General features: G+C 68.2%; 14 protein-coding genes. 6 read left to right on the top strand and 8 right to left on the bottom strand.

Annotation, left to right across the window (positions count from 1 at the left end):
• Nucleotides 1-21: 21 nt before the first annotated feature.
• Entirely contained in the window at nt 22-1,257 is a 1,236-nt protein-coding gene (locus tag BLT60_RS10895) for an MFS transporter (protein ID WP_090876480.1), read from the bottom strand.
• A gap of 272 nt (nt 1,258-1,529) precedes the next feature.
• Between BLT60_RS10895 and nadA the strand changes: the two genes are divergently transcribed.
• The 4 genes from nadA to nadC all read left to right on the top strand — a co-directional run bounded on the left by nadA (nt 1,530) and on the right by nadC (nt 5,624).
• Entirely contained in the window at nt 1,530-2,606 is a 1,077-nt protein-coding gene (gene nadA / locus BLT60_RS10900) for a quinolinate synthase NadA (RefSeq protein WP_090876481.1), read from the top strand.
• A 120-nt stretch (nt 2,607-2,726) separates the two neighbouring features.
• Complete coding sequence (locus tag BLT60_RS10905; protein WP_090876482.1) at nt 2,727-4,322, top strand: L-aspartate oxidase; 1,596 nt, start codon at nt 2,727-2,729, stop codon at nt 4,320-4,322.
• Complete coding sequence (locus BLT60_RS10910; RefSeq protein ID WP_090876483.1) at nt 4,315-4,770, top strand: VOC family protein; 456 nt, start codon at nt 4,315-4,317, stop codon at nt 4,768-4,770. Before BLT60_RS10905 ends, BLT60_RS10910 begins: the two co-directional genes overlap by 8 nt.
• Nucleotides 4,767-5,624: a carboxylating nicotinate-nucleotide diphosphorylase gene (gene nadC / locus BLT60_RS10915; protein ID WP_090876484.1), complete on the top strand. Its 858-nt coding sequence runs from the start codon at nt 4,767-4,769 to the stop codon at nt 5,622-5,624. The genes BLT60_RS10910 and nadC overlap by 4 nt, the downstream gene beginning before the upstream one ends.
• A gap of 18 nt (nt 5,625-5,642) precedes the next feature.
• Here nadC and BLT60_RS10920 read toward each other — a convergent pair whose 3' ends face one another.
• From BLT60_RS10920 to ygfZ, 7 genes are all read right to left on the bottom strand, one after another.
• Nucleotides 5,643-5,840 (bottom strand): hypothetical protein, encoded by a 198-nt coding sequence (locus BLT60_RS10920; protein ID WP_090876485.1) that lies wholly within the window; start codon nt 5,838-5,840, stop codon nt 5,643-5,645.
• Nucleotides 5,841-5,924: 84 nt separating this feature from the next.
• Nucleotides 5,925-6,857 carry a cell wall hydrolase gene (locus BLT60_RS10925; RefSeq protein WP_244521219.1) on the bottom strand — a complete coding sequence of 311 codons (933 nt, stop codon included), beginning with the start codon at nt 6,855-6,857 and terminating at the stop codon, nt 5,925-5,927.
• Between the two features lie 294 nt (nt 6,858-7,151).
• Entirely contained in the window at nt 7,152-9,839 is a 2,688-nt protein-coding gene (gene ppdK, locus BLT60_RS10930) for a pyruvate, phosphate dikinase (protein WP_090876487.1), read from the bottom strand.
• Between the two features lie 107 nt (nt 9,840-9,946).
• Nucleotides 9,947-10,942, bottom strand: coding sequence for an NUDIX hydrolase (locus tag BLT60_RS10935; RefSeq protein WP_090876488.1), 996 nt, complete (start codon nt 10,940-10,942; stop codon nt 9,947-9,949).
• A 17-nt stretch (nt 10,943-10,959) separates the two neighbouring features.
• On the bottom strand, nt 10,960-11,475 hold the full coding sequence (locus BLT60_RS10940; protein WP_090876489.1) for a tyrosine phosphatase family protein: 516 nt from the start codon (nt 11,473-11,475) through the stop codon (nt 10,960-10,962).
• 34 nt (nt 11,476-11,509) lie between these two features.
• The gene (locus BLT60_RS10945; protein ID WP_090876490.1) at nt 11,510-12,139 is read right to left on the bottom strand and encodes an HD domain-containing protein; all 630 of its coding nucleotides are present in this window, start codon (nt 12,137-12,139) and stop codon (nt 11,510-11,512) included.
• 60 nt (nt 12,140-12,199) lie between these two features.
• Nucleotides 12,200-13,072 (bottom strand): CAF17-like 4Fe-4S cluster assembly/insertion protein YgfZ, encoded by an 873-nt coding sequence (gene ygfZ / locus BLT60_RS10950; RefSeq protein ID WP_090876491.1) that lies wholly within the window; start codon nt 13,070-13,072, stop codon nt 12,200-12,202.
• Between the two features lie 72 nt (nt 13,073-13,144).
• Between ygfZ and BLT60_RS10955 the strand changes: the two genes are divergently transcribed.
• Both BLT60_RS10955 and BLT60_RS10960 read left to right on the top strand, forming a co-directional pair.
• Nucleotides 13,145-14,485 carry a dihydroorotase gene (locus BLT60_RS10955; RefSeq protein WP_090876492.1) on the top strand — a complete coding sequence of 447 codons (1,341 nt, stop codon included), beginning with the start codon at nt 13,145-13,147 and terminating at the stop codon, nt 14,483-14,485.
• 157 nt (nt 14,486-14,642) lie between these two features.
• Nucleotides 14,643-15,581 (top strand): DMT family transporter, encoded by a 939-nt coding sequence (locus tag BLT60_RS10960; protein WP_244521220.1) that lies wholly within the window; start codon nt 14,643-14,645, stop codon nt 15,579-15,581.
• Nucleotides 15,582-15,636 lie beyond the last annotated feature (55 nt).

Here is a 15,636-nt window from a genome sequence, read left to right on the forward strand (position 1 = left end):
GGGCCAACCGCCGGCGGGGACTCAGGCCGGGAGCGGCCGTTCGACGTGGCGCTCGACGATCGGCAGGTGGACCAGCGCGGCAAGCACCCCAAGCCCGGCGGAGAGCCACCAGACGATGTCGTAGCTGCCGGTCGCGTCGTAGAGGACGCCTCCGAGCCAGACGCCGAAGAACGACCCGACCTGGTGCGAGAAGAAGACGAAGCCGAACAGCGTCGCGACGTAGCGGGTGCCGAACATCACGACGACGAGCTGCTGGGTCGGCGGCACGGTCGACAGCCACAGGAAGCCCATCGCCGCCGAGAAGATCAGCACCGAGGGAATGCTCGGCGGCACCAGCAGGAAGACGACGATGACGACCGAGCGGGCGAGGTAGATGCCCGCGAGCAGGATCCGCTTGCGCATGCGCCCGGTCAGCACGCCGGAACTGATCGATCCCATGATGTTGAAGAAGCCGATCAGGGCGATGGCATAGCCGCCATAGAGCGCCGGAATGCCGATGTCCGAGAGGTAGGGCGGCAGGTGGACGGTAATGAAGGCGATCTGGAAGCCGCAGACGAAGAAGCCGGTGACGAGGAGGCGATAGGAGGGATGCCGGAAGGCCTCGCGCAGCGCTTCCGGGATCGACTGGTCCTTTTCGCCGATCCGCGCCGGCACGGCCGCCGGCTTTCCCCGGATGAAGAAGGACAGGACCGGGATCGCCAGGACGATCGCGGCCATGATGAGGAGGGCGGTCTGCCAGCCATAGGCCTGGATGAAGCCCTGGCCGAGCGGGGCGAAGACGAACTGGCCGACCGAGCCGGCCGCCGTGCCGAAGCCGTAGCCGATGGATCTCAGGTGCTCGGGCAGCAGCCGGGCGAAGGCGGCCAGGACCAGCAGGAAGGCCGAGCCGGCGATGCCGAGGCCGATCAGGACGCCGGCGGTCAATTGCAGTGTCCCCGCGTCGCTGGTCTGCGACATCAGGGCGAGGCCGAGGGCATAGAACAGCGCGCCGATGGAGAGCACCCGCGCGGTGCCAAAGCGATCGGCCAGCATGCCGACGAAGGGCTGGCCGATGCCCCAGACGAGGTTCTGGATGGCGATGGCCAGCGCGAAGGCCTCGCGGCTCCAGCCGTATTCGGTTGTCATCGGCGTCAGGAAGAAGCCCATCGTCGCGCGCGGGCCGAAATTGATCGCGGCGATGATGCAGCCGGCGACGAGGATCACCGGGATGGCGCGGGCGACGGAGTGCGATGGGCTGGGCACAGACGGGTTGCTCATAGCGACTTTCCGGGCTCATGCGCGGCCTGGCCAATGCCAGCGCCTGCGGCGCTTCTCGGGATCACATTACCTGATGTCGGACACCCCGTTCATCAAAGTTCATGATGCGAGCCATGCGGAATCGGCATGAGTGGCGGCAACTTCCGATTGGACTTTTGCTCGGATCGTGCTTATATCGCTTTCGTGACAGTGACTTTGACCGGCTTCGGCCGGTAATTTAAGGCCCTATTTATGCTCAATATGAGTATATAATAGCGGAAGGGAGAACGGCGATGACCCAGGTTCAGTCCACCAGCAGCAAGGAGCGGCGCGACGCCGTTCGGCTTGCGGACAAGTTCGCGCCGGTCCCCATGCCCTCGCTCGAATATACCGACGAAGTCGCAGCCGAGACCGCCCACCTCTACGAGAAGGTCAAGGACGTGATCCCGGCGATCGAGTGGCCGGTGATGGCGCCCTATGTGAAGGCGATCAACGACCTCAAGAAGCAGCGCAACGCGGTGATCCTGGCCCACAACTACCAGACGCCGGAGATCTTCCATTGCGTCGCCGATATCGTCGGCGACTCGCTGCAGCTTGCCCAGGAAGCGGTGAAGGCGGATGCCGACATCATCGTCCAGTGCGGCGTCCACTTCATGGCCGAGACCTCGAAGCTGCTCAATCCGGACAAGCTGGTGCTGATCCCCGACATGCGGGCCGGCTGCTCGCTCGCCGCCTCGATCACCGGCGCCGATGTGCGACTCCTGCGCGAGCGCTATCCCGGCGTACCGATCGTCACCTATGTCAACACCTCGGCCGACGTGAAGGCGGAGAGCGACATCTGCTGCACGTCGTCGAACGCCGTCGAGGTGGTCGAGAGCTTCGGCAAGGATACGGTGCTGTGCATCCCGGACGAGTACCTGGCCAAGTATGTGCAGACCAAGACCGATGTGAAGATCCTCGCCTGGAAGGGCCATTGCGAGGTCCATGAGCGGTTCACCGCCGAGGAACTCCTGGCCTATCGGGAAGCCAATCCCGGCCTCGAGATCATCGCCCATCCGGAATGTCCGCCCGAGGTGATCAAGGTCGCCGACTTCACCGGCTCGACCTCCGGCATGATCGGCTATGTGCGGGAGAACAAGCCGCGCAAGGCGCTGCTCGTCACCGAATGCTCGATGGCCTCCAACATCGCCGCCGACCTGCCGGGCGTCGAGTTCATCCGCCCCTGCAACCTCTGCCCGCACATGAAGCGGATCACGCTGCCGAAGATCCTCGAAAGCCTGGTCGAGCTGAAGGACGAGGTGACGGTCGATCCGCTGGTCGCCGATCGCGCGCGCCAGGCGGTCGAGCGGATGGTCAACCTGAAGAGCTGACGCTCTTCGCCGGCCCCGCGGCCAGTTCGGGGGACGTCAATGGCGACCGGGCCTCGCAGGCCCGGTCGAACCCTGCCGCGATACAAGAACGAACTGGCCTGAGGCCCGGGGAGGGCGATCATGAACTTCCAGTCCCGCGACGATGCTGCGCAGATCAACGACGACGTCATCATCGTCGGCGGCGGACTGGCCGGCCTGTTCTGTGCCCTGCGGCTGGCGCCGCGCCCGGTCACGATTCTCGCTGCCGCGCCGATCGGCCAGGGGGCGTCCTCGGCCTGGGCGCAGGGCGGCATTGCCGCCGCCATCTCGCCGGGCGACTCGATCGAGAGCCACCTTGCCGACACGCTCGCCGCCGGCGCCGGCACGGTCGACGAGAAGATTGCCCGGCTGATGGTCGCCGACGCGGCCGATCGTATCCACGACCTGCTCGAATATGGCGTGCCCTTCGATCGCGACCTCGCCGGTGAGTTGGTGATGTCCCGCGAGGCCGCCCACAGCGAACGCCGGGTCGTCCACGTCAAGGGCGACATGGCCGGCGCCGCGATCATGGCTGCGCTGGTCGCGGCCGTTCACGAAACGCCGTCGATCCGGCTGATCGAGGGCTATGTCGGCGAGAGCATCACCGCCGAGGACGGCCACGCCACCGGCATCGTCGCGCGACCGCGCGGCGGCGGCGCGCCGGTGCTCTTCCCGGCCCGCGCCATCGTTCTGGCCACTGGCGGCATCGGCCACCTCTATGCCGTGACCACCAACCCGCCGGAATCGGAAGGCGCCGGAGTCGGCATCGCGGCGCGCGTCGGGGCGGTGATCGCCGATCCCGAATTCGTCCAGTTCCACCCGACGGCGATCGCCGTCGGCCGCGACCCGGCGCCGCTGGCCACCGAGGCGCTGCGCGGCGAGGGCGCGACGCTGATCAACGCGGCCGGCGAGCGCTTCATGCTGGCGATCGATCCGCTGGCCGAACTGGCGCCCCGCGATATCGTCGCCCGCGCCATCCACAACGAACTGGCCGCCGGGCGCGGCGCCTTTCTCGACTGCAGGGAGGCGATCGGCGCGGAATTTCCGGAGAAATTCCCGACCGTCTATCAATATTGCCGCGACGCCGGGATCGATCCGGTCACCGAGCCGATCCCGATCGCGCCGGCCGAGCACTTCCACATGGGCGGCGTGCTGACCGACGCCTCCGGGCGCTCGACGCTCGACGGCCTCTGGGCCTGTGGCGAGACCACCTCGACCGGCGCCCATGGCGCCAATCGTCTCGCCTCCAACTCGTTGCTCGAGGCGGTGGTGTTTTCGGCCCGGGCTGCCGACGACATCAAGGAACACATCCCCGACGGCGCGGTCATGCAGCCGGTCCCGACCGGCGAGGCGGCGGCCGGCGGCGAGCCCGATCCGGCGGCGGTGACGCGCCTGCGGGAGACGATGACCCGCGACGTCGGCGTGGTCCGCGACCGCGCCGGGCTGATCCGCGCGCTGGAGATCATCGCCGAACTCGAACGCGATTGCCTGTCGACGCGGTTCCGCAACATGCTGACCACCGCGCGGCTGATCACGGCCGCGGCGCTCGCCCGCACCGAAAGCCGTGGCGGACACGAGCGCAGTGACTTCCCCGGCAGCGCCGAGATCTGGCATCGCCGCACCTTCATCACGCTGGAGGAGGCCGACGCGATCGCCGCCGAGGCGCTGTCGCCGACGGTGGAAAGCGTCTTTGGCTGAGGCGGGCGGCGCGCCGCCGCGAACCGGCTGGGCGCCGCTCAAGCCGGAACTGCTGGTCAGCGATCTCAAGGCGAGCCTCGGCTTCTGGCGTGACCTGCTTGGCTTTCGCGTTGCCTATTGGCGCGACGGCTTTGTCTATCTCGAACGCTCCGAAGGGGCGCAGATCATGCTCTTCGAGCGCGACGGCAGCTTCGAGACCGGGGCGATGGAGCCACCATTTGGACGCGGTGCGATGTTCCAGGTCTATGTCGGGGATGTCGCGGCGACCGAAGCGGCGCTGGCCGGGGCCGGCTGGCCGCTGCATGGCGCATTGCGCGAGGTCTGGCGGCGGTGGGGCGATCGCGAGGGGGGCCAGCGTGAACTGTTCGTCCAGGACCCGGACGGGTATCTGGTCATGGTCGCCGAGGTGATCGGCGAACGCCCGTTAACGGCCGGAGAGACGCCATGAGTAACCTGCCAGAATTGCCCCGCCTTCTCGTCGCCGACGCGGTCCAGGCCGCGCTGAAGGAGGACCTCGGGCGGGCCGGGGACATGACGTCGGATGCGACGATACCGGCGGATATGCCCGCCCGGGCGGTGATCGCGACCCGCAAGCCCGGCGTGCTGGCCGGGCTGGCGTTGGCCGAAGCGGCCTTTCGGGAGATCGATCCTTCTGTGCGCTTCGCCGCGTCGCGACGGGATGGCGACAAGCTGGAGCGGGGCGATATCGTGGCGGAGATCGAGGGACCGGCGCGGTCGATTCTTGCCGGCGAGCGCGTGGCGCTGAACTTCCTCTGCCACCTGTCAGGCGTCGCGACAGCGACCCGCGAGATGGTCGACAAGGTGGCGCATACGAAGGCGCGGATCTGCGACACGCGCAAGACCCTGCCGGGGTTGCGCGCCTTCGAGAAATACGCGGTGCGGTGTGGGGGCGGCGCCAACCATCGCTTCGGCCTCGACGACGCGATCCTGATCAAGGACAACCACATCGCCGTTGCCGGTGGCGTGGTGGCGGCGATCGAGGCGGCACGGTCCTTTGCCGGACATTTGGTCAGGATCGAGATCGAGGTCGACACGCTCGACCAGTTGCGTGAGGCGATGGACGCGCGGCCGGACGCCGTGCTGCTCGACAACATGACGCCGGACCAGCTTCGCGAGGCGGTCGGGATCATCGCAGGCCGGGCGGTGGCGGAAGCGTCGGGAAATGTGACTGCGGCGACCGTTGCCGCGATTGCCGAAGCGGGGGTCGACCGAATCTCGTCGGGGTGGATCACCCACTCCGCGCCGTCGCTCGATCTCGGGCTCGACATCGTCGTCGGCTGACGCCGCCGACGGCGCCGATCAGGCGAAAAAGATTAGGTAGAGAATTCCGAAGAGCACCACGACGGCGCCGGTGCTGATCCACAGGACGTAACGGACGTTCTGCTGGTCGACGCCCTGACGGGCATTGGTGGTCGGCTCGTCGACTTCCTTACCGTGGTGCTCGACGGGCTCGTATTCCGGGGCTCTGGCGGCTCTGGCGGGGTTGTCTGTCGTCACGAAAGGTCTCCAGTTCAGTCTGGTTCCCTATCGCAACGACCCCCGCGTCGAATTGGTTCCCTGCGCCCTCAAGGGGCAGGGCGGTCAGCTCCAGCCGCCGTAGCGGGTGTTGTAGAAGATGTGACGGCCGATCTTGTCGGTCTGTGTCATGCGGCGGGCCCAGCGCGGGCGGACATAGGTCGCATGATAGTGCGTGGCAGAGCCGACGTCCTCGAGGAAGGTGTCGGCCTGCTGTTCGACGGTCCGCTTCGCCAGTTCCTGCGCCGTCTTCCAAGACCCCATGTCGGTGATCCGCTCCGGGCGGCCGTCGCAGGCGAAGGAGAACTGGCAGCGATTGCGCTTGGTCTGGTTCTGGAAGACCACGCCGCAGATCGTATTCGGGTAGGTCGGGTTCTTGAGGCGGTTGAGCACCACCTGGGCGACGGCGATCTGGCCGTCTTCCGGCTCGCCGCGCGCCTCGAAATAGATGGCGGTGGCCAGGCACTTGAGCTCGCTGGCCGAGTCGGCGCTGGCCGGCAGCGGCTTGTTGACCCAGGCATGGGTCGCCGGCGCGTTCGGGATCATGATGCTCTGGTTGAGCGAACCGGTGGCGATGACCGCGTCGAAGGGCGCCTTGGTGATCGGCTCGGAAGCAGCGGCATAGGCGACGATGACGCCGCCATTGGTCTTGTCGCCGACCTTGCCGACCGGCCCGGTCTCGTGGCCTGGCGGCCGCGTTTTCGGCACGATGCCGGAGGCATCGACCGGGGCGGCGGAGGCGACGGCGACCGCGCCAACCGCCGGCGTGTCGAGCCGGACGAAGGCGACGCGCGGCAGGTTCGGCTCGGCCTCGATCGGCGCGAAGATATCGACGGACTTCAGGTAGCCGGCGCTGATGTCTTCCGGCCGCAGGATTCGAAGGTTGCCCTTGCCGCGACGGTCGATGGCGTGGACCGATGCGGCGGTGCGGATCGCGCCGGTTCGCATCGGATCGACCATGGAGGCGGAAAGGAATCCGTCGGCATTGTTGGCAGGCATGAGGTTCGCGACATCGGTTGTCGAGAAGGCCAATGCCAGACCGGCAATGCAGCACCGGATCGTCATCGTCGGCTTTGACGGTCTCGGCCGCCTCATCGATTGCACCATTGCCGCAACTACTCCACCCACGCTACCGGCGCCGCGTTACTGCGATGACCCGCTGGCCAACACGACGACGCACCCCAACACGGCGATAGTTATGAGGGGTTAACCTTGAAGAGCGGTTAACGCGGATGATTTGATTCAATTGCAACCTGATACGTCGGGTAATGGCGGGGCGACACGCAGCGAATACTATGCGTTCGCCGCGTCGTCGCTTCGGGCGCCCTCGCGAAGCGCGGCCTGGGCGGCGGCGAGGCGGGCGATGGGGACCCGGAAGGGCGAGCACGAGACATAGTCGAGACCGACCTCCTCGCAGAAGGCGATCGTCGCCGGGTCGCCGCCATGCTCACCGCAGATGCCGAGCTTGATGGCGGGGCGGGTCTCGCGGCCGCGGTCGGCGGCGATCTGGATCAACTCGCCGACGCCGTCACGGTCGAGCGTGACGAACGGGTCGTTCGGCAGGATGCCGGTGGTGGTGTAGGTGCCGAGCAGCGTCGAGGTGTCGTCGCGCGACAGGCCGAAGGTGGTCTGGGTCAGGTCGTTGGTGCCGAAGGAGAAGAACTCCGCCGCATGGGCGATGGCATCGGCCTGGAGGGCTGCGCGCGGCAGCTCGATCATCGTGCCGACCGTGTAGACCGGACGCTTGCCGCGCTCCTCGGCGACGGCGTCGGCTGCCCGCTCGATCATCTCGCGGACCCGGACCAGTTCGGTCGCCATCGCCACCAGCGGCACCATGATCTCGGGCTCCACCGTTTCGCCGGAGGCCGCCTCGACATCGGCGGCGGCCTCGAAGATCGCCCGCGCCTGGGTCTCGGCGATCTCCGGATAGGAGATGGCGAGGCGGCAGCCACGATGGCCGAGCATCGGGTTGAACTCGTGCAGGGCAAGAGCGCGCTCGCGAAGCTTCTCCGGCTCGACCTCCATCGCCTTGGCGACCTCGGCGAGTTCCTCGTCGGTATGCGGCAGGAATTCGTGCAGCGGCGGGTCGAGCAGCCGGATGGTCACCGGCAGCCCCTTCATGATCTCGAACAGGCCGACGAAATCGGCGCGCTGCATCGGCAGCAGCTTGGCCAGCGCCGCGCGCCGCCCGGCCTCGTCGCCGGCGAGGATCATCTCGCGCACCGCGACGATGCGGTCCTCCTGGAAGAACATGTGCTCTGTGCGGCAGAGGCCGATGCCCTCGGCGCCGAAGGAGCGGGCGGTTTCCGCATCGATCGACGTCTCGGCATTGGCGCGCACCCGCATGCGCCGCGCCTGGTCGGCCCATTCCATCAGCTTGCCGAAATCGCCGGACATCTCCGGCTGGCGCATGGCGATCGAGCCGGCAAGGATCTGCCCGGTGCCGCCGTCGACGGTGATGACGTCGCCCTTCTTGAGGACGCGGTCGCTCGCCGTCAGGGTCTGGTTCTGGTAGTCGACGCGGACGCCGCCAGCGCCGGAGACGCAGGGCTTGCCCATGCCGCGGGCGACGACGGCCGCGTGGCTGGTCATGCCGCCGCGCGTCGTCAGGATGGCCTGGGCGGCGTTCATGCCATGGATATCCTCCGGGCTGGTCTCGACCCGGACGAGGATCACCTTCTTGCCCTGGTTGCTGGCGGTCTCGGCGTCTTCCGACGAGAAGACGATCTCGCCGGACGCCGCGCCGGGCGAGGCCGGCAGGCCGGTGGCGACGAGGTCGCGCTTGGCCTCGGGATCGATGGTCGGGTGGAGAAGCTGGTCGAGCGACATCGGATCGACCATCAGCACCGCCTCGTCGGCGGTGATCATGCTCTCCTCGGCAAGTTCGACCGCGATCTTGAGCGCCGCCCGCCCGGTTCGCTTGCCGGAACGGGTCTGCAGGATCCACAGCTTGCCGCGCTCGACGGTGAACTCGACATCCTGCATGTCGCGATAGTGACGCTCGAGGGTGTCGCAGATCGAGCGGAAGCCCCAGAAAGCATCGGGCATCGCCGATTCCAGCGACGGCTGGTCGGAGCCGGAGGCGATGCGCGCCGCCTCGGTGAGGTCGCGCGGCGTGCGGATACCGGCGACGACGTCCTCGCCCTGGGCGTTGATCAGATACTCGCCATAGAGTTCCTTCTCGCCGGTCGAGGGATTGCGGGTGAAGGCGACGCCGGTGGCCGAGGTATCGCCCATGTTGCCGAAGACCATGGCCTGAACGGTGACGCCGGTGCCCCAGTCCTCGGGGATGGCGTGCAGGCGGCGATAGGTGATCGCCCGCGGCGTCATCCAGGATTCGAACACGGCGCCGATCGCACCCCAGAGCTGGTCGTGCGGATCCTGCGGGAAAGGCGCGCCGTGGTCGCGTTCGACGATGACCTTGTAGTCATGGACGAGTTCCGCCCAGTCGTCGCCGGTCAGTTCGGTGTCGAGCGTGTAGCCGCGCTCGTCCTTGAAGTCCTCGATCCGCTCCTCGAAGTTATGGACGTCGATGCCGAGCACGACGTCGGAATACATCTGGATGAAGCGGCGGTAGGAATCGTAGGCGAAGCGCTTGTCGGCGGAGGCGGCGAGCGCCTCGACGGTGCGGTCGTTGAGACCGAGGTTGAGGACGGTGTCCATCATGCCCGGCATCGAGGCGCGGGCGCCGGAGCGCACCGACACCAGGAGCGGCATCTTCTCGTCGCCGAAAGTGCGGCCCGTCTTTTCCTCGGTCGCGGCCAGCGCCTCGTTGACCTGACCGACGAGGTCATCGGGATAGCTGCGGTCGTTGCCGTAGAAGTGGGTGCAGACTTCGGTGGTCAGGGTGAAACCGGGTGGCACCGGCAGGCCGAGGCTGGCCATTTCGGCGAGGTTCGCGCCCTTGCCACCGAGGAGCTCGCGCATCTCCGCGCTGCCCTCGGCGCCGCCGTCGCCGAAACTGTAAACCCACTTTGTCATCGGTCACTCCAGCGCCTGCGCGATGGCCCTGCCTAGCGGTGCGAGGGAGGCAGTGCAATGGGGTTGCTTGCCGCAGCGGGAGCCGGCGTCGGGGCGGTTGTCCATCATCAGGAACGCGAGCCGACGCGCAGGCCGGGAGCCGGGCGTTCCTGCACGACTTCGCGGCGGAAGCGGAAGAGAGCGGCGGGGCGGCCGCGCTTCGGGCGGGTCGATTCGCCGGTCGGCTCGACAAGGGTCGCGGCCTCGACCAAGCGACGGAAGTTCTGCTTGTGGAGGCGGCGGCCGGAGATCGCCTCGACCGCAAGTTGAAGATCGGTCAGCGTGAAGTCCGGCGGCATCAGTTCGAAGATCACCGGCCGGTACTTGAGCTTCGCCCTGAGGCGCGAAATCGCGGTGGCGAGCACCCGGCGATGGTCGAACCGCATCGGCGTTCCGGTAATCGCCGTCGGCAAGGGGGTATCGTCGAGCGGTACGCGGCCGTCGCGGATCGCCTCGGGAACGAGCCCGGCCTCGTAGAACAGCTCATAGCGATCGAGCACCCGCTCCTCGTCCCAGCGCTCGCCGCCGGCGCCGAAGGCGAGGCCGATGCGGCTCCGCCGGCTGAGGCCGCGACGGGCCGGGTCGTCGCCGGCCGGTGCGCGCTCCCAACGCCGCAGGGCGGGCAGCAACGCCTCGTCGAGGATCGCCGGCCGACCCTCGCGCCAGTCTTCCCAGGGAAAGAAGCCGTACCACCGATCCCATCGCGCGCCGGTCAGCGCCAACGCTTCGGAGTGGGCGGCGTCGGGGCCGGTCAGCGCCAGATAGCCGACCGAGACCAGGTGCGGGCCGCGATCGCCGGGATGGGCGTGACGGCCGCGATCGCCGAAGGTGTAGAGCTGCTCGACATAGCCGAGACGCAGCGCCGTCTGTTCCTCGACCCACGCCCTCAGGCCCATTTCGAGGGTGCGGTGGGCGATCGGATCGAACGGCCCGAAGGGCAGGCCATCCGCCTCGCCGGGGCCGTTCGGTGGCGAAACCACGAGGATGAGGGGCTGCTGGTCCTCGACGGCAACGATCGCCGCGTTGAGGCCGATTTCGAGGGGCGGTCTCGCGGCGCGCGCCATGGACCGCTACCCGGCCGCTAGTCCTGAAGCGGTACGGCGAAGGGCGAATTCTCGAAGGCGAGTTCGCCGCGGCCGATGGCGTTGACCGCCTCGATCATCCGCCCGTTTCGCCCCAGGAGTTCATCGCCATGGGCGACGATCAGCGGGTTCGGGTAAGCCCAGGGCGACGCTTCGCGAAGCCGCTGCGCCAGTTCGCGCTCGTCCCGCTCCGGCCGCGCCGTGCACAGCGCGACGAAGGCCGCCGCCGTCGACCGGCTGATCCCGGCATAGCAATGGACGACCATCGGCCGCTCGCCATCCCAGCGCCGGACGAATTCGATCAGTTCACGAACGTGGTCCTCGCCCGGCGTTATCAGTCCGTCCGTGTCTTCGATGATGTCGTTGATGCCGATGAAAAGGTGGTTCTCGCGGGCAATGGTCGACGGACGGACAACCGGGGTGTCGTCGTTGATGACGCTGACGAGATGGCTGGCCCCGGACGCGGCGACAGTCGCCGGCACCTGGGAGAGGGGACACACGTGAACCTGAGGCATTGAAATTCCTGTTATCGGTTTCTTAACCGGCATCTTAGTGCGATCCGGCCGGCCGGTCACCTGCTTCTGCCTCCAGGCCGGCGAAGCGCTTGAGGAAGCGTTTTTCAGCGATCGCCGCCGGCCACGGCGTCAGGTCGAGCCCGGTCGGGTCGACATCGCGCGGCTGGCCGAAGAACTTTGCCGCCTCTGTCTCGCCGAAGCCGGCCAGCGTCGTCGCTTCGTAATAGGCGGCGGCGCGGTCGCCTGCCTTGATCCGGGCCTTGAGCCTGGCCGTGACCGGGTAGCGGACCCCGAAACGGCGATGGATTGCCGCCAGCAGGCGAGCCTCGATCTCGTGGTATTCGTTGCCAAGCAGGACCTTGAACGGCGAGATCATGTCGCCGATGACGTATTCCGGCGCGTCGTGCAGCATCACCGCCATATGGCCATCGGCCGTGAGGTCGGGCGTCGTGAGGCGAAGGATGTCGTCGACGAGCAGGGTGTGCTGGGCGACCGAAAAGGCGTTGGCGCCGACGGTCTGGCCGTTCCAGCGCGCCACTCGCGCCAGGCCGTGGGCGATGTCGGAAATCTCGATATCGAGGGGCGAGGGATCGATCAGGTCGAGCCGACGCCCTGACAGCATCCGCTGCCAGGCGCGGGGTGGGGCTTTGGGATGATCGGGCATCGGGGACGGGTCGCGGTTGGTCGGCTGGCGGCCAGTGTCGCCGATTCGCAGGCGCTTCGGCTATTCCGGATCGTCGGTCGCCGGCCAGTCGAAGGTGGCCCAGTCCGGGATGGCCAGGGCGAGGGGGGCCTCGCCGGCAAGAATCGCCTCGCCGGCATCCATCGCCGCCCTGGCGCGGTCGAGGCGGACCAGGGCAAGGCCGGTGCCCTCCGCCGACGAGCCGAGCGCGCCGATCGGCTTGCCGCCGGCGGTGACCGGCGTGCCGGGCGGCGGCAGGTCGCCGCCCCGGCCGATGACGACGCGACGGCGCGCCGTGCCGCGATGCTTCATGCGGGAGACGACCTCCTGGCCGACGAAGCAGCCCTTGGCGAAGTCGACACCGGCAAGCTGGTCCATGTCCGCGTCATGGGGGAAGGCATCGCCGAAGGCGAAGTCGATACCGCCCTCGGGGACGCCGAGCCCGATGCGATGGGCGTCATAGGCGGCTTCGGTCGATTCGGTGAAATCGGCCGCCATGTCGGCGCCGGGCGGGACGATGCCGCGATAGCCGAGCGCCACAAGGCGCGGATCGGGGGCGACGACGCCATCGAGCAGGGGGGCGCTGGCGCCACCCCATGCGGCGGCGACGATCCGCTCCTCCGACAGGTCGGCGAAGTCGACCTTCGAGCGCAGCCGGAACAGGCCGAGCCGCTTGAGGAAGGCCGGGATCTCGCTCCGCGCCATGTCGAGCAGATAGCGCTCGCCGTCGTGGAAGGCGATGAAGTCGAACAGCAGCTTGCCCTGCGGCGACAGCAGGCCGGCGAATACCGCCCGGCCGGCGCCGGCCTCCCCGACATTGGACGTCATCAGGTTGTCGAGGAAGGCGTGGGCGTCCTCGCCCGACACGGCGACGACGCCCCGTCGCGGCAGTTCGGCAATCCGGCCGTTGGTCATCGCGCTGTTCCCGCCCTTGCAAGAGATCGGTGGGTTACGTAAGCGGAGGAGGGCTCCGGGACAAGGATCGACATGAGCGCAGAAACCTTCGACGTCATCTATGCGGGCGCCACCGTGGTCAACCAGGACGGCGCCGGCATCCGCGACATCGGTATCCGGGACGGCCTGATCGCCGCCGTCGGCGAGATCGACGGGGCGTCTGCCGGTGAGACCATCGACTGCGCCGGGCTCCACATCCTGCCCGGCGTCATCGACACCCAGGTGCATTTCCGCGAGCCCGGGGCCGAGCACAAGGAAGACCTCCAGTCGGGTTCGCTGGCCGCCGTGATGGGCGGTGTCACGGCTGTCTTCGAGATGCCCAACACCAACCCGCTGACGACCACCGCCGATTCACTGGCCGACAAGGTGCGTCGCGGCACCGACCGGATGCATTGCGACTTCGCCTTCTTCGTCGGCGGCACCCATGGCAACATCGAGAATATCCAGGAACTGGAAAGACTTCCGGGCGCTGCCGGAATCAAGATCTTCATGGGATCCTCGACCGGCGACCTGCTGGTTGCCGACGACAAGGGACTCGCCGAAATCCTCGGCCGGACCCGGCGGCGGGTGTCGATCCATGCCGAGGACGAGCCGCGGCTGATCGACCGCAGCGGCCACCGGGCCGACAACGATCCGGCGTCCCATCCGGTGTGGCGCGACGAGACCGCGGCGCTGCGCGCCACCGAGCGGCTGGTGCGGATCGCCCGCGAGACCGGGGCGCGGGTCCACCTGCTCCACGTCTCGACCGCCGAGGAAATGGACTTCATCGGCCCCTACAAGGACAACATCACCGTCGAGGTGACACCGCAGCACCTGACCTTCCATGCCGAGCACTATGGCGACCTCGGGACGCGCCTGCAGATGAATCCGCCGATCCGCGGGCTGCGGCATCAGGAGCGCATCTGGTGGGGCCTGCGGCAGGGCATCGCCGACGTGCTGGGGTCGGACCATGCACCCCATACGCTCGAAGAGAAGGCCAAGCCCTATCCGGCGTCGCCCTCGGGCATGCCGGGCGTCCAGACGCTGGTGCCGGTGATGCTCGACCATGTCGCCGCCGGCCGCCTGTCGCTGGCCCGCTTCGTCGACCTCTCCTCGGCCGGTCCGGCGCGGATCTTCGGCATCGCCCGAAAAGGGCGGATCGCGCTTGGTTACGACGCCGACCTGACCATCGTCGACCTCAAGCGCCGCGAGACCATCACCGACGCCTGGAGCGCCTCGAAGAGCGGCTGGACGCCCTATGCCGGCAAGACGGTGACCGGCTGGCCGGCTGGCACCGTGGTGCGCGGCCGCCGCGTCATGTGGGACGGCGACCTCGTCACGCCGTCGACGGGTCAGGCGGTGCGCTTCGTCGAGACGCTGGCGCCGACCCCATAGCCGCTGGCAAGCGGTCGGTAAAACCGCGAGGCTGGCTCCGCGTCTGTGGATGATGTACCGACGCCCGACGCCACGCGGATAAACGGTCGCCATGCCGCCTCAGCCTTTCACCCCACCTGACGGACCCGCGTATCAAAGCGACGCGACCGGCGAGCCCGTGGCCGATGCGGTCGCCGTGGTTGCCGAGCAGGGCACCGGGGACGCGGCGTCGGGAAATTCCGGGCTGTTGCTCGGTTTCGTTGCCATGCTGGGGGCGGCGCTGGCGATGAGCATCTCGCCGATCCTCGTCCGCTTCGCCGATGTCGGGCCGTTTTCCAGCGCCTTCTGGCGGGTCTGTCTGGCTTTGCCGATCCTGTGGCTGTGGATGCGGAACGAGGAGGGTGGCGCGGGCAAGGTCCGCGTGGCGCGCTTTCCGCTGGCGACGGTGCTGGCCGGCCTGGCGTTTGCCGGCGACCTGCTCTTCTGGCACCTCGCCATCGTCAAGACGACCGTCGCCAACGCCACCTTTTTCGCCACCATGGCGCCGGTCTGGGTGGTGGTCTTCGGCTGGCTGATCCTCAAGCGTCGGCCGCGACCGGCAGTGCTGGCGGGACTGGCGATCTGCCTGCTCGGCGGCACGGCGCTGGTCGAGCGCAGCCTGTCGATCGATCCAGCGCTCCTCCTCGGCGACGCCTTCGGGGTCATTACCGGGGTGTTCTTCGGCCTCTATTTCCTCAGCGTCGGCGCGGCCCGGGAAAAGAGCGGTGCGGCGCGGGTCACCTTCGAACTCACCCTGATCACCACGGTGATCCTGTTCGTCGTCGCCATTGCCGTCGAGGGGAGCCCGCTACCGGGCTCGGCCTATGGCTGGGGCGTCCTGCTGGTGCTGGCCATCGTCAGCCATGCCGGCGGGCAGGGGCTGCTGTCGGTGGCGCTCGGGCGCCTGTCCGCCGCCTTCTCGTCGCTGGTGCTGTTCATCGAGGCGATCGCCGCAGCCGGCTTCGCCTGGCTGCTGCTCGACGAGCCGGTGTCGCCGCTCCAGGCGGTCGGCGGGCTGGTCATCATCTTCGGCATCTGGGTGGCGCGGCCCCGGGGCGGCGACGGCGCGGCGCGGTAGCGCCGACCGGAAGACGATTCCTCCGCGCCAGTGTCGATTCGCCGATGTGCCGACC

This window comes from Bauldia litoralis, assembly GCF_900104485.1.
In the GTDB taxonomy this organism is placed as follows: Bacteria; Pseudomonadota; Alphaproteobacteria; order Rhizobiales; family Kaistiaceae; genus Bauldia; species Bauldia litoralis.

Excerpts from the sequence above, each read along its gene's own strand:
- BLT60_RS10945 (WP_090876490.1), bottom strand. The coding sequence starts at position 12,139 with ATGCCCGATCATCCCAAAGCCCCACCCCGCGCCTGGCAGCGGATGCTG.
- ygfZ (WP_090876491.1), bottom strand. The coding sequence starts at position 13,072 with ATGACCAACGGCCGGATTGCCGAACTGCCGCGACGGGGCGTCGTCGCC.
- BLT60_RS10895 (WP_090876480.1), bottom strand. The coding sequence starts at position 1,257 with ATGAGCAACCCGTCTGTGCCCAGCCCATCGCACTCCGTCGCCCGCGCC.
- ppdK (WP_090876487.1), bottom strand. The coding sequence starts at position 9,839 with ATGACAAAGTGGGTTTACAGTTTCGGCGACGGCGGCGCCGAGGGCAGC.
- BLT60_RS10955 (WP_090876492.1), top strand. The coding sequence starts at position 13,145 with ATGAGCGCAGAAACCTTCGACGTCATCTATGCGGGCGCCACCGTGGTC.
- BLT60_RS10925 (WP_244521219.1), bottom strand. The coding sequence starts at position 6,857 with ATGCCTGCCAACAATGCCGACGGATTCCTTTCCGCCTCCATGGTCGAT.
- BLT60_RS10905 (WP_090876482.1), top strand. The coding sequence starts at position 2,727 with ATGAACTTCCAGTCCCGCGACGATGCTGCGCAGATCAACGACGACGTC.
- nadA (WP_090876481.1), top strand. The coding sequence starts at position 1,530 with ATGACCCAGGTTCAGTCCACCAGCAGCAAGGAGCGGCGCGACGCCGTT.
- nadC (WP_090876484.1), top strand. The coding sequence starts at position 4,767 with ATGAGTAACCTGCCAGAATTGCCCCGCCTTCTCGTCGCCGACGCGGTC.
- BLT60_RS10935 (WP_090876488.1), bottom strand. The coding sequence starts at position 10,942 with ATGGCGCGCGCCGCGAGACCGCCCCTCGAAATCGGCCTCAACGCGGCG.
- BLT60_RS10940 (WP_090876489.1), bottom strand. The coding sequence starts at position 11,475 with ATGCCTCAGGTTCACGTGTGTCCCCTCTCCCAGGTGCCGGCGACTGTC.